This is a genomic window from Bradyrhizobium sp. ERR14 (assembly GCF_014198235.1).
Classification (GTDB): Bacteria; Pseudomonadota; Alphaproteobacteria; order Rhizobiales; family Xanthobacteraceae; genus Bradyrhizobium.
This window is the reverse complement of sequence record NZ_JACIHD010000002.1, coordinates 704789-717976: the sequence shown is the minus strand read 5'-3', so window position 1 is coordinate 717976 and position 13188 is coordinate 704789. Positions and strand designations below refer to the sequence as shown.

Sequence of the window (13188 nt, the reverse complement as noted above, 5' to 3'; positions counted from 1 at the left end):
TCCCTCATCACGAGGGGAGAAGGAAGCCGATCACCCCTTCAGCTTCTCCGCATGCCAGTGCAGATGATCGCCCATGAAGGTCGAGATGAAATAATAGCTGTGGTCATAGCCTGCCTGACGGCGCAGTGTCAGCGGGATGCCCGCCTTGGTGCAGGCGGCTTCGAGCAGCTCCGGCTTGAGCTGTTCTTTCAGGAAATTGTCGGCCTCGCCGACGTCGACCAGGAAGCCGGAAAACTTCGCGCCGTCCTCGATCAGCGCCACCGTGTCGTGGCCGCGCCAGGCGTCCTTGTTGGGTCCGAGATAGCCGGTCAGCGCCTTGGTGCCCCAGGGCACCAGCGAGGGCGCCACGATCGGCGCGAACGCGCTCGCGGCGCGAAAACGGTGCGGGTTGCGCAGCGCCACCGTCAGCGCGCCATGGCCGCCCATCGAATGGCCCATGATCGATTGCCGCTTGGCGTCGACGGGAAAATTTCCCGCTATGAGCTTCGGCAATTCGTCGGTGACATAGCTCCACATCCGATAGTTGCGCGCGAAGGGCTCTTGCGTCGCGTCGACATAGAAGCCGGCCCCTAAGCCGAAATCATAGGCGTTGTTGGCATCGCCCGGCACGTCGGTGCCGCGCGGTGAGGTGTCGGGCGCGACGAAGATCAGGCCGAGCTCGGCGCAGGCCTTGCGGAATTCGCCCTTCTCGGTGACGTTGGCATGGGTGCAGGTGAGCCCGGACAGATACCAGACCACGGGCAGCTTGGCGCCGTCGGCATGCGGGGGAACATAGACCGAGAACACCATGTCGGTTCCGGTCGCCTGGCTCGCATGGCGATACACGCCCTGCACGCCGCCGTAGGATTTGTTGGTCGAGACAGTCTGAATCGTCATGCCTTCACTCCGTGGCATCTCACCACATCAATATTGCAACGCTTGTGTGACCGAATTTGTGGCAGCTGCCTGCGTCAGGCAACACCGCTGTCGATCGCCAGCCGCACCAGCTCGACCGAGGTCTTCACCCCGAGCTTCTGGCGCATGATGGACGAGGTGTTGGCGACCGTCTTATAGGACGATTGCACCAGCCAGGCGATCTCGGACAGACTTTTGCCGGCGCTGAGCAGCCGCAGGATCTCCATCTCGCGCGCATTCAGCTTCGACAGCGGGCTTTGCGCCAGCGTCGGTCCTGCGAAGGCGATGCTGCGCGCGATCGCGCTCGGCAAATACGTGCCGCCGCCGCCGACGGCGCGGATCGCCTCGACGAGGTCGTCGGGGTCGCCGGTCTTGGAGACGTAGCCCTTGGCACCGCACTCGATCGCGCGTGCGGCAAAGGCCGGGTCGTCGTTCATGCTGAACATGATGATGCGGGCCTCCGGCGCGCGCTCGAGGATGCGGCGCGCGAGCTCGAAGCCGGAGACGGTTGGCAAATTGATGTCGATGATGCAGAGGTCGGGGCGTTCGACGATGAAGACGCACTCGCCGTCTTCGGCGTCGGCGGCCTCCAGAATCTCGATCTCGCCCTCGTCGGCCAGCACGGCACGGCAGCCGGAGGCGACAATGGGATGATCGTCGACGATCAGAATGCGCATAGGCGTTTCCTTGTGACAGCGTCGGCCTGTTTCGCGCCCGGCCGGGATTGCTGTACGCTTCCGATTAGATATCGGGCGCTTCGCCGCTGTCAACGTCATCGGACAGCGGCAGGCGAGGCTTCGCGAGGCACGGGCGACACCAATGTGGCAAAATCTATCCTTGCGCGGGCGCATCAACCTCTTGCTGGCGCTGCTGCTGGCGCTGGGGCTCGCCGTCAATATCGGCCGCCAGGTCGCGGAGGCAGGTCCCCGCGTGCAGGCCGAGGATCAGAGCGTGATCCGGCTCGCGCGCGAATTCATCGAGATGATCGTTGCCGATCTCAACGAGGCGCCAGATCCGGATGCCAGGCTGAACCAGATCGCGCGCGATCTCAGCCGCCTGCGCCATGTCAGCATCACGCTTCGGGACACCGGCGGCAATGCGCAGACGCCGCCCCGGCTTGACACTGACGCCGACACGCGCGGGCCGCCGGCCTGGTTCGTCAGCCTGGTCCATCCCGAGCAGACCGCGGTGAGCGTGCCGGTCTCGATCCGTGGCAAGCCCGGCTCGCTCCTGATCACCTCGCATCCCGATGACGAGATCGCGGAAATCTGGGACGGCATCGTGACCCAGCTCGAGGTCGGCACGGCGATCGCGCTGGCGCTGTTTTTCCTGATGATGAAAGTGGTCGGCCGGGCGCTGGCCCCGCTCCAGTCTCTGGCCGAGGCAATGGGGAAGCTCGAAGGCGGACATTACGAGGCCCGCGTCGCACCGGGCGGCGCGCCGGAGCTCGCTGCAATCTGCACCAAGCTCAACCACCTTGCCGCAACCCTCGGTGAGGCGGTCGAGGACAAGCGGCGCCTCGCCGAGCGGGCGGTGTCGCTCCAGGACATCGAGCGCAAGGAAATCGCGCGCGAGCTCCACGACGAGTTCGGGCCGTATCTGTTCTCGCTGCGGGCGCATGCCGGCGCGCTGGCGAAGCAGGCGGATGGACGCGTCCCGAGTGCGGAGGCCGTGCGAAAACATGGCAGCGCCATGCTGGAGCAGATCAACGCGCTGCAGCAGTTCAACCGCCGCGTGCTGGAACGGCTCCGGCCGGTCGGCCTCGCCGAACTCGGGCTGCGCCAGGCGCTCGAATCGCTGTCGCGGCTGTGGCGGGAATCGCATCCCGATGTCGCCATCGAGACCGTGATCTCGCCGTCGCTGGGGGTCACCGGCGAGACCGCCGACCTCACCATCTATCGCATCGTGCAGGAGGCGCTCACCAACGTGTTCCGCCACGCCGGCGCGACCTCGGTCAATGTCGTCATCGAGCCGGCGCAGCATATGGCGCAGGACGGCCGCTTTTGCGCGCGGGTGCGGGTCAGCGACAATGGCCGCGGCATGGAGCCGGGCCAGAAGCTCGGCTTCGGCCTCGTCGGCATGCGCGAGCGGATTCTGGCGCTGGGCGGCACGCTCAACGTCGTCTCCGGCGACGGCGGATTGACCGTGGAGGCGCTGGTTCCGACCGCGGCCGCCTGACCGCTCCCGAAGTGATCGGGAATAATTCCCGATTTGGTCGGGAAAACGGGAGCCGATATTGCCCGACCTTTTGTGGCTGGCGGGATTGCGACTGCCGAATACACTCGTTCCGACCAATCGGCGAAAATCAAAACAGCCGGTGGTCACGGATGGGAAGGCGGGGATGGGCAAGGTTCTTTCGTTCAAGCGTCGTTTGTTGATGGCCTCGGTGTCGACCGGTCTGGTGTCCGGGGTGGTCTTGGCGAGCCCCGCCGGGGCCGCGCAGGACGAGGAGACCAACGTCCAGAATCTGCCGCCGGTCGAAGTGGCGGCGCCGCCGCCGTCGGTGGCGAGGCGTACTGCGCCGGTGCGGCCGGTCGCGCATATCGGAGCGGCCTCGTCTGCCAGTCCCCGGACCCGCATCTACGTCTATCCGACCGCGCCGGGCACCGGCAGGGGTCTCGATGTCGACAAGGTCCCGTCGGCGATCAACGCCGTCGATGCCAGCCAGATCAAGCGCACCGGCTCGCTGAACGTCACCGACGCGCTGCGCGACAACATCGCCGGCGTCAACATCACCGAGGTCACCGGCAATCCGTTCCAGCCGGATGTCGAATTCCGCGGCTTCGTGGCTTCGCCCGTGACGGGCACGCCGCAGGGCCTCGCTGTGTACCAGAACGGCGTCCGCATCAACGAAGCCTTCTCGGACGCCGTCAATTGGGACCTGATCCCGACCGCCGCCATCAGGTCGGTGACGCTGGTGACCAACAATCCCGCCTTCGGTCTCAACGCGCTGGGCGGCGCCATCAACCTGCAAATGAAAGACGGCTTCGCCTATCAGGGCGCCGAGATCGACGTGATGGGCGGCTCGTTCGGCCGCGTCCAGGGCTCGGCGCAATGGGGCAAGCAGGTCGACAAGAACTACGGCGTCTATGCCGCGCTCGAAGGCCTGCGCGACAACGGCTTCCGCAATTTCTCGCAATCAACCGTGCGGCGCTTCTACGGCGACGTCGGCTACAAAGCCGGCGACAGCGAATTCCACGCCAATATGGGCGTGGCCAAGAACGATTTCGGCGCCAGCGCCACCGTTCCAGCCGAGCTGCTCGACAAATATTGGGGCGCGACCTACACCACGCCGCAAACCACCTCCAACCGCGTCGGCTATCTCAACCTGACCGGAAAGGCCGATCCGACGCCGACCTGGACGCTCGAAGGCACCGCGCATGTGCGCAGGTACGAGCAGAAGCTCGTCGACGGCAATCCGACCGACGTGCAGGAATGCGCCGCCTTGGGGCTGTTGTGCTTCGGCGATGATACGACGCCGGCGAATGGCACCAACGGCGCGCAGCTCGTCAATCCGTATCCGTTGGGGACCATCCTCGGCGAGATCGACCGGAGCACGATCCGCTCGACCAGTTTCGGCGTGTCAGGGCAGGCCACCAACACCGATCAACTGTTCGGGCATGACAATCGCTTCGTGATGGGCGCGACTTACGATGCCAGCGTGACGCGCTACAACGCCACCGCCGAGATCGGCTCGATCGGAGAAAACTACGTCGTCAGCGGCAGCGGCCTCTTCCTGGGGCCGACCGGCCAGCCGGAACCGGTTGCCGGTCCGGTCTCGCTGCGGACCGTCAACCAATATAACGGCCTGTATGCGATGGACACGTTCAACGTCACGGACGCCTTCGCCATCACCGGCGGCGGCCGTTTCAACGTGGCGCGCATCACGCTGGAGGATCAGCTCGGAACCGATCTCAACGGCGATCATACCTTCACCCGCTTCAATCCGGTGATCGGGGGCACTTACAGGATCACGCCGGGGCTGACCGCCTATGCCGGCTATTCCGAGGCCAACCGCGTGCCGACGCCACTCGAGCTCGGTTGCTCCGATCCAGCTCGGCCCTGCCTCATTGCGGCGTTTCTGGTCTCCGATCCGCCGCTCAAGCAGGTCGTGTCCAGGACCGTCGAAGCCGGCCTGCGCGGCTCCAAGGAGCTGAACATCGGCACGCTCGGCTGGAAGATCGGCGGATTCCGCGCCACCAATAACGACGACATCGTCGCGATACCCGCGGTCGGACGGACCGGCTTCGGCTATTTCTCCAATGTCGGCCGTACCAGGCGGCAGGGCCTCGAGGCCGAAGTCAACATCAAGTCGCCCACGCTCCAGTTCCAGGCGAGCTATGCGTTCGTCGACGCGCGCTTCCTCGATCCGCTCGAGCTGGGCTCCGAAAGCCCGTTTGCCGATCCGGCCACCGAGACCATCCGGGTCTCACCCGGCAACCAGCTTCCCGCGATCCCGCGCCACCGCATCAAGGTCGGCATCGACTATGCCGTGACCGACGTCTGGAAGGTCGGCGGCAACGCGCTGTTCGTCTCCAGCCAATACCTGGTCGGCGACGAATCGAACCAGTTCGCGAAGCTGCCGTCCTATACCGTGTTCAATCTCCACACCTCCTACCAGGTGACGAAGAACATCCAGCTCTATGGCAAGATCGACAACATCTTCGACAAGCGCTACGCGACCTACGGACAGTTCTTCGACCGCGAGGCCTTGCCCAACTTCACCAACGGCGGCGCCGAGTTTACCGACCCGCGCTCGCTGAGCCCGGCGAGGCCCCGTGCGTTCTACGCGGGGATGCGGGTGACCTTCTAGGCGCGGGTGCCGTATCCAAGGCCAGCGGCGAAGCATCGGCTCCGAGTGCCGCGGCCGGAGCCAGCGCCTCTTGTTCCGCTCGCTGAGCTTGCAGAATATCCCGCCTCCGGCATGATGGGCTCGGAGGCTCGCTTTGCTGTGGCGTTGAAGAATCCGGATGCCGTCGCTGCTATCGTTTCAGCACTTCGGCACGTCTACGGTGACGAGGTCGCGCGACTTATGCTCGTCGAGGGCATGAGCCTCGCCGACCTGATCGATGCGATGTTTTCTGCGCCTTTGACGCATCGCGAGGCCGTTCGCGATATCACCGACGGATTGGACGATTTTGTCATTTCGCCGGACCTGGGTCCCATGTGGCACCTCAGGTACATCTATGGAGACGAGCCCGGCTCTCTACACGTCGTGGACATGGAGATCGCCACGCCGAATGGCACGCTGGCAAGCAGAGATGTCTGGCTTCGTCTGGTCTCCTAGAGCAGCCGAAGCTCCGCGCGGTGTCGTCTTTACCAACCGGAAACCATGTCAAATGATCTGAAAATTTTAATGCAACTGCCTGGCTATCTCCGCGTCAGTTCGTCGGAGGGCCCGTGTGATGACAGAGCGCCAATTGAGAGAGCAGGAGTGCCGGATCGCGCGTTATCGGCGCTTGGAGCGGGAGGTGACGGATCCGCTTGCCGCGTGTCTGCTTCACGGCATCGTCGAGGAGCTCGAAGCCGAGCTGCGCAAGGACAGGCCGGATTGGCACGGGCCGCGCGATTAACGGTTCCTTAGCGCTAATCATGCGGATGATCGTGCGGGAATGGCCAAGGGAGACTGCTCCCATGCTGAAGGACGGCACATATGCGGCGTGGTACAAGACGCCGATCGACCAGGGCACCGGGATCGTCCATGTCGCAGACGGGCAGATCTGGGGCCGTGACAGCCTGATGACTTATCACGGCTCGTGCCGGGTCGACGGAGATCGCTTCACCGCCACCGTATCAACGAAGCGTCATACCGACGGGCGTGCGACGGTCTTCGGCGTGGAAGACGAGCTCACCCTGGACATCGAGGGAAACTGCCCCGGCAAGATCGCGACTTACACCGCGACGGCCCAACAGGTGCCCGGAATGATCCTCCAGGGCACGCTCATTCTGACCGAACAGCAGCCGCCGGCAGATGAACGAACCGAGCAGTTCCCGGCATTCAATCCCGACAAGCTGCCAAAGCTGCCGAAGCGCTCGCGCTGAAAATTCTCTATCGCGACGCGTGATGTCACGAGCCAGCTGGCAGGCCGCTCCAGCGAGGTGAGGGATATCATTTTTCCTCCGGCCAGCCCCGGGCGAGTATCGCGGCTTGTTGCAAGGTGATGCTTCGGACCAGCGGATCGGCATGACGGTGCACGAGTTGCCAATCCGTGCCATCCTTGCGGTAGACCTCGGTCACGCGCAGCGACCAGTCTTGAGCCGGCAATCCGCCCACTTCGGCCCGCTGGTGTTCGATCATGACGAGAACGACGAGCGCGTCCGATGCATAGGTTTGCAAGACATCGAGCTCGGTTTCGCCTTCCCTGAAGTATCGCGACAGGTCGGCCAGGCGTCTGGGGCTTGCGTCGAATCCGCGACTGGCAGGCCCGCCGAAGGGCTGCATCAACGTGAAATCCGGCGCGATGCGGACGAGTTGGAGCCAGCGATCCATGTCGCCACGCATGAAGGCGGCATTTTTCGCGCGGGCACGTTCGACGAGGCTGGCTATCGCGTCGTTTGCGACGGCCTCATCTGCTGAAAGCTGAACGGACAGCGGAATTGCAGCCGTGGCGGCCATCATCGAGCGCCGCGACATCTTCTCCTGCCGGTCCGGCCAATTGTTCACGCCGGGCGGTCTCTGGGTCATTTCACGTCTCCTGGTCGAACGACGAACGACCCATCCATGAGACCTTGAACTTGATGAATCCAGCGATATGATTTCAGCATCATGCTGAACCAAATTGATCTATCCAGAATCGATCTGAATCTCCTCGTGCTCTTCCGCGTTGTTCTGGAAGAACGTCATGTCGCGCGTGCTGCAGGCCGGCTGAACCTGACGCCGTCGGCTGTCAGCCATGCGCTTGGCCGGCTCCGTCTCCTGCTGAACGACCCGCTGTTTCTGCGGACACCAAAGGGCGTCGTTCCAACGGCGCGGGCCTTGGAGCTCGAGGAGCCCGTGACCGAGATCATCGCGCGGATCGAACAGCTGATCGGCTCGGCTGCACCGTTCGACCCCGCGAAGAGCCGCCGCCGGTTCACGATTGGCGCCCCCGATGCCGTACTGGTCTCGACATCCGTGCAGCTCCTGCGATCGATCGCGACTGCGGCCCCCCATATCGACCTCGCCCTGATCCACCTGATGCCTGCGCCACGCGGCGGCGCGATCGGGGAGCCCTGGCACCAAAGCCTCGATATGCTCGAAAGACGCGAGCTCGATGTCGCAATGCTGCCGCTCCCGACGGTATCGCCGCGATTCGAGGCGCGCAGGCTCTACGACGAGGATTTTGTCCTGGCCATGCGCAAGGGGCATCCCCTCGCAAAAGCGCCAACCCGTGCTGGATTCTCGCAATCACAGCATCTGCTGGTGTCTCTCAGTGGTGAAGCGCGCGGTTTCGTCGATCAGATGTTGGCCAAGCGCGGCCTCGAGCGCCGCATCGCCTTGACTGTCCCGAATTTCATGATGGCGCTCGTCCAGCTTTCAGGATCTGATCTGATCGCAGCATTGCCGCGAAGATTGGTGGAGCACCACGCCGGCCGTTTCGGCTTGGTGTTCGTCGAGCTGCCTTTTGCGCGTAAACCGGATGCGATCCGCGCGATCGCAACCAAAGCGGCGATGCGAGATGCCGGCATCGCGTGGCTCATGCAGGTCGTGGTCGGCGCAATCGGAGCAGGTCGGCCCTAAAGCCGCCCCTCCGAAGCCCAAAGGTCTTCATTCGACGCTGAAAAGTGACGCTATTGCGTCTGCCGATCCACGCCTTACCGAAGAGCAAGGTTGGAGGTTTACCTAACGAAGAGAGCAACCAGCAATATGGCGACCGGCAAAAGCCCGAAACAGGTCACAATAATCGCAAAGACCGTCTCGTTCGCGAAAGTCTGTCCGAGATGCCTACGCATGAGCGATGTGCTCCAGCTTAACACAGCTTCATTTGCGGCCGAAGCATGCGCCAGCTAAACACAATCGCGAGCGAAGACAATGGTGGCGAAAATGGCCGGAGAAATCCCAAACAATTCAGATGCAGCAGTGACGAAGCGCGAGAAGCAATCGGCGATTGTCGGCAGGTTGTTGGTGACGTGCTTCGTGGCGATGCGCAGCGGCTATCCTCGCAAGCACCTCGGCGCGGTGTTTGAAGAACTGCTGGTTGCGATGATGATTCGCGTGAGCGACGAGCTCGGCGCTCCGCCGCGTACGGCCTCCGACGTTTCCAAATATCTCGGGCTCCCGCGCTCGAACGTCCGGCGCTGCCTCAACGTGCTGATCAGCGAAGGCGTGATCCGCAAGGTGAATGAGCACGGCCATACGGGCGAGCTGGACTGGCTGGCGTCGCGGATCGATGCGGAATATTTCGTCAAGATTCGGAGCGCGATCATCGCTGCGGCTGACGAGTTGAAGGCGCTGGACGCTGCATGACGCGGAACGCGCCGGCCTGTAGATCGGGGTGGGCCTTTCCGTGCTTCTTCAATCATATCGATACTGGATGTGGCCACGCGCTTTTGGCTGCGAAGCCCAATTGCAGGTGTCCGGTCGTTAGACGGGTTTGACACCGCAATTCCGCATTCTGCTACTGAAACCTCGCTTCTCAAACCGCTCGCCGCCCGTCATTGTGCGGCCGCAGCAATTATCTCGGGAGCAGCATCAATGTCGGACAAGGTCTCGCGTCTGCGACAAATCGCGCGACCTAATTCGTGCCAATAAAGAAGAATTTCGCTCCAGTGACTGATAGCTCCGTTTATTCGTACCGGCTGAGCACTGGCCAGAACCGATGATCCTACTTCGATCCGAATGTCCTCCGATCCTGGTTCCCAGGGTTCGGATCAATCGTTCTCTGCGCCCACGACACGTTGTTGGGTTGCTGCCGCCGGAAGGTCAGCGCTCGCTCGGTGCCTTCGCTGAGCTGCCGACCGATCGATCATCAGGGCGCTGAGGGCTGGGCAGGCGATGGCGGGTCCGGAAATCACGTTTGGACCGTTTCGTTTCAGCTTGGCCAGACGCTTGCTGTTGCACGGTGAGACTCACGTCAGGCTCGGCTCGCGCGCGGCCGCGATTCTGGGCGCCTTGCTGGAAGCTCCGGGTGAGCTCGTTTCAAGGGCCGTGCTCTACGATCGCGCATGGCCCGGGCGAACCGTGACCGAGGACAACCTGAAGGTTCAGATCTCCGGCCTGAGAAAGGCTCTGCTTGAATACGGAGACCTGATCCGCGCAGAGGCGTCCTTCGGCTACCGCTTCGTCGGAGACGTCGGCGTCTATCACCCATCGAAGCGCCGATCGCGCGCGCCCGGCGCGATGCATGCGCCGATCGGCCGCGCTGCGGTGATCGGCGACATCAGCGAGCTTCTGCAGAACGACCGGCTCGTCACCATCCTTGGGCCCGGCGGCATCGGCAAGACGACCGTCGCGCTTGCCGTGGCGAGCGAGCTGGAGAAATCCTATTGCGACGGAGTCTGCCTTGTCGAGCTCGACCGTATCACTGACGGAAGTCAGATCTATGCGGCCGTCACCGGCGCGCTTGATCTGCCGGTTCAGATGGCTGCAAGTCTCGATCAGGTCCTGCTTGCCCTTCATGGCCGGCGTCTGTTGCTTGTCCTGGATTCCTGCGAGCATGTCACCGAGAGCGTCGCGCTCCTCGTTGAAAGCGTGCTCAGCGGCACCCGCGACGTCCATATTCTGGTGACGACCCGCGAAACCCTGCGGATCGAAGGCGAACTTGTCTGGCGTCTCGATCCGCTCGAAACCCCGCCGTCGTCTGTTCCGGTGACAGCCGGAAACGTACAGGATTATTCATCGGCAGAATTGTTCACGCGAACCGTCTGCCGGAGAACGCCGAACTTCGCGATCGATGATACCGTCGCGGCCGCGATCGCGGATGTTTGCCGGCGTCTCGACGGTATGCCCCTGGCGATCGAACTCGCGGCGTCGATGGTCGACGTCCTCGGCATCGAAGAGGTTCGTCGCGGGCTCGACGAACGATTCTCCCTGCTCTGGGTGGATCGTCGGACCGCAATTCCGCGTCATCGCTCGCTCGCCGCAACGATCGACTGGAGCTACAATCTTCTTCCCAAAAGGGAGCGGGTGGCGCTCGGGCGCCTCTCCATTTTTGCCGGGCCTTTCACCCTCGGTGCTGCAATTGCGGTTGCAGGCGATGACGATCTGGACATGGGAGGTGTCCGCGAAGCGGTTGCCGCATTAGCGAGCAAGTCGTTTCTGAGCCTCGATCATCGGGCCGCGCCGCTGGAATATCGCTTGCTGGAGACCACCCGGGCCTACGCCACTCGGGCATCGGACGCGGCAGACGATCGGGAACGGGTGCACGAGCGCCATGCGCGCTATTTCCTCGACATGCTGGAGCGGAGGGATTGGGATGCCTGCGATTCCGTCGCGGACAGTGCACAGCTGCGTGGTTACATCGACGAGGTTCGCGTCGCTCTCGATTGGGCGTTTTCCGTCAAGCCCGGCCTCGGAATAGCGCTGGTTCTTGCAGCCGAACGTCTATGGCTCGAGTTCACCTCACTCGCGCAAGGCGTTCCTCATCTGGAGCTGGCGTTGCGCTTTGCCGACAGCAGTCCCGATGTCGGACCCGCCGTGAGATCTCGCGTGCTGGTCGCGCTCGCGGCGGCGCAGGTCTATGTACCGGGTCTTGAGGGTGCGAGCCTCTACGAGCACGCCTGGCGCGCAGCACAAATCGCGCGCGACGATCTCCTGGAGATGCGGGCGCTCTACGGCATCATCCAGAACATGCTCCTGACCAGGCGTCCCGCCTCGCCCTACATCGATGCGTTCGCGGCGGTATGCAGGAGATCGAACGATGCCGTGATGTCGAGGCTTCTCCTGCGCTGGTCCGCCTTCCAGGCCTTTGAGGCCTCCGATATGACGCTGGCGCACCAGAAATTCGAGGCGTTCTTGAATGACCGATCGGCGATTCCCCGGAGAGTTTCGCTCTATTTCGGCGGCATCGACTCGATCATCTCCTGCAAGGTCGGGCTCGGGCTTACGAAGTTCTATTTGGGTTATCCCGATCAGGCGCGGTCTCTGCTGGCATCTACCGTCAGCCAAGCGGAAAGCCAGGGCCACGTGACGACCCTGTACTTCGTGCTCGCGCAGGGAGCTATCTGGGCTCATCTTGCATCTGGCGATTTTCAACGTGTCAGACTCTATCTGCGGAAGCTCGAAGCTGTGTCCAGCCTCTATCGTCCATGGCGCGTTCTGGTCGATGTCTTTCAGGCTCTTCTGATCCGCGAGGAAGCCCGTGACCTGGAAGCGGCAGAACGCAGCCTGACTCACAATCTGCAGGACAGATTCATCCTGAAGACAGGGACGCTTCATCCGACCCTTTGGGTTGAGCTCGCGGATACGCGACGCAGGCTGGGCGATCTGGATGGGGCGGAGGCTGCGGCAAAGCAGGCAATGACACAATGTCTCGGTGATCGGGACGGCCGACTCATTGGACGGCATCACCCCGTCCTCGCAAGGATCCTGATGGCGCGGAATCGGCAGGGCGATCTGAGCGCCGCAAGGAGCCTGTTCAGGGGCGCGATCGAGTTGACGCGCGCTCAAGGTATCTATTTCCATGAATGCGATGCCAGTGTCGGTCTCGCCGAACTGGAGTTGATGGCCGGACGGGCGGAAGTCGCGCACGCCGTGCTCAAGGAGCTGTTGGGGCGTCTCGGCGATCGAGAGTGTGTGCCCGGACTTGACCGGGCACGCGAGATTCTTGACGAGCCCGCAGCGGGGTCGATCGCCCGGCGGCAGATTGCCCGCTTGTCCTGAAGGTAAATTCAGCAATCAGGTTCAAGCGCTCGCCGCGGGCTCGCTGCGACGGCGAGGCGCGACTTCAACCTCCGTTGTGGCCGAGTATCTCCAGCCGCCTGACCACGACGCCCCCCTCGGCGAGCTCGGGGAGCCGGCCGAACCACTGCTGGACGTAGGGCATGGCATTGTGGGCCTCGAAGTCGTCGCGGCTTGCGAAGATCTCATAGAAGATGAAGCGTCCTGGTGTCTCGCGGTCCTCCTGGAAGAAGTAGACCAGGTTCTTGGGATCGCTTCGGACAAGCGCGACAAGCGGCAGCGTTGCCTCTCGAAGCGCGCGTTCCTTGCCCGGTTTGGCGCGGACTTCGGCGACGACCGAATAGGCGCCATCGGGAATGGTACGATAGCGAACGCCGTCGCGTTCCTGAGCGGTGGCTGATGCTGCGCCGGCCAGTGAAGCTGTGGCGACGAGGGCCAGGATCATTCGTTTCCGTGACATCATGGAGATCGTCCTT

11 protein-coding genes are annotated in these 13188 nt (G+C 63.2%); 7 read left to right on the top strand and 4 right to left on the bottom strand.

The genetic code is table 11. The features are described from left to right. Positions 1 to 30: 30 nt before the first annotated feature. Positions 31 to 876 (bottom strand): S-formylglutathione hydrolase, encoded by an 846-nt coding sequence (gene fghA / locus GGD62_RS09580; protein WP_183708177.1) that lies wholly within the window; start codon positions 874 to 876, stop codon positions 31 to 33. A gap of 74 nt (positions 877 to 950) precedes the next feature. Further along, the gene (locus GGD62_RS09575) at positions 951 to 1571 is read right to left on the bottom strand and encodes a response regulator transcription factor (protein ID WP_018320706.1); all 621 of its coding nucleotides are present in this window, start codon (positions 1569 to 1571) and stop codon (positions 951 to 953) included. Positions 1572 to 1713: 142 nt separating this feature from the next. Here GGD62_RS09575 and GGD62_RS09570 point away from each other — a divergent pair, with 142 nt between their 5' ends. The 4 genes from GGD62_RS09570 (at position 1714) to GGD62_RS09555 (ending at position 6936) form a co-directional block, all read left to right on the top strand. Further along, complete coding sequence (locus GGD62_RS09570; protein WP_183708176.1) at positions 1714 to 3072, top strand: histidine kinase; 1359 nt, start codon at positions 1714 to 1716, stop codon at positions 3070 to 3072. 163 nt (positions 3073 to 3235) lie between these two features. Continuing rightward, complete coding sequence (locus tag GGD62_RS09565; protein ID WP_183708174.1) at positions 3236 to 5707, top strand: TonB-dependent receptor; 2472 nt, start codon at positions 3236 to 3238, stop codon at positions 5705 to 5707. A gap of 111 nt (positions 5708 to 5818) precedes the next feature. Beyond that, positions 5819 to 6181, top strand: a complete 363-nt coding sequence (locus GGD62_RS09560) for a hypothetical protein (protein ID WP_092261803.1) — start codon at positions 5819 to 5821, stop codon at positions 6179 to 6181. Between the two features lie 347 nt (positions 6182 to 6528). After that, positions 6529 to 6936 (top strand): hypothetical protein, encoded by a 408-nt coding sequence (locus tag GGD62_RS09555; protein ID WP_018320701.1) that lies wholly within the window; start codon positions 6529 to 6531, stop codon positions 6934 to 6936. A gap of 67 nt (positions 6937 to 7003) precedes the next feature. Here the strand turns inward: GGD62_RS09555 and GGD62_RS09550 are convergent, their stop codons facing one another. Next, a complete protein-coding gene (locus GGD62_RS09550) occupies positions 7004 to 7579 on the bottom strand; it encodes a nuclear transport factor 2 family protein (RefSeq protein WP_183708172.1) in 576 nt (191 codons plus the stop codon). Between the two features lie 81 nt (positions 7580 to 7660). Between GGD62_RS09550 and GGD62_RS09545 the strand changes: the two genes are divergently transcribed. The 3 genes from GGD62_RS09545 to GGD62_RS09535 all read left to right on the top strand — a co-directional run bounded on the left by GGD62_RS09545 (position 7661) and on the right by GGD62_RS09535 (position 12694). Continuing rightward, entirely contained in the window at positions 7661 to 8614 is a 954-nt protein-coding gene (locus GGD62_RS09545) for a LysR family transcriptional regulator (RefSeq protein ID WP_183708170.1), read from the top strand. 339 nt (positions 8615 to 8953) lie between these two features. Next, positions 8954 to 9340: a helix-turn-helix domain-containing protein gene (locus GGD62_RS09540; RefSeq protein ID WP_312009931.1), complete on the top strand. Its 387-nt coding sequence runs from the start codon at positions 8954 to 8956 to the stop codon at positions 9338 to 9340. Between the two features lie 528 nt (positions 9341 to 9868). Continuing rightward, positions 9869 to 12694 carry a winged helix-turn-helix domain-containing protein gene (locus tag GGD62_RS09535; protein WP_183708168.1) on the top strand — a complete coding sequence of 942 codons (2826 nt, stop codon included), beginning with the start codon at positions 9869 to 9871 and terminating at the stop codon, positions 12692 to 12694. Positions 12695 to 12758: 64 nt separating this feature from the next. Here GGD62_RS09535 and GGD62_RS09530 read toward each other — a convergent pair whose 3' ends face one another. After that, positions 12759 to 13175, bottom strand: coding sequence for a putative quinol monooxygenase (locus GGD62_RS09530; RefSeq protein ID WP_245283294.1), 417 nt, complete (start codon positions 13173 to 13175; stop codon positions 12759 to 12761). Positions 13176 to 13188: the final 13 nt, after the last annotated feature.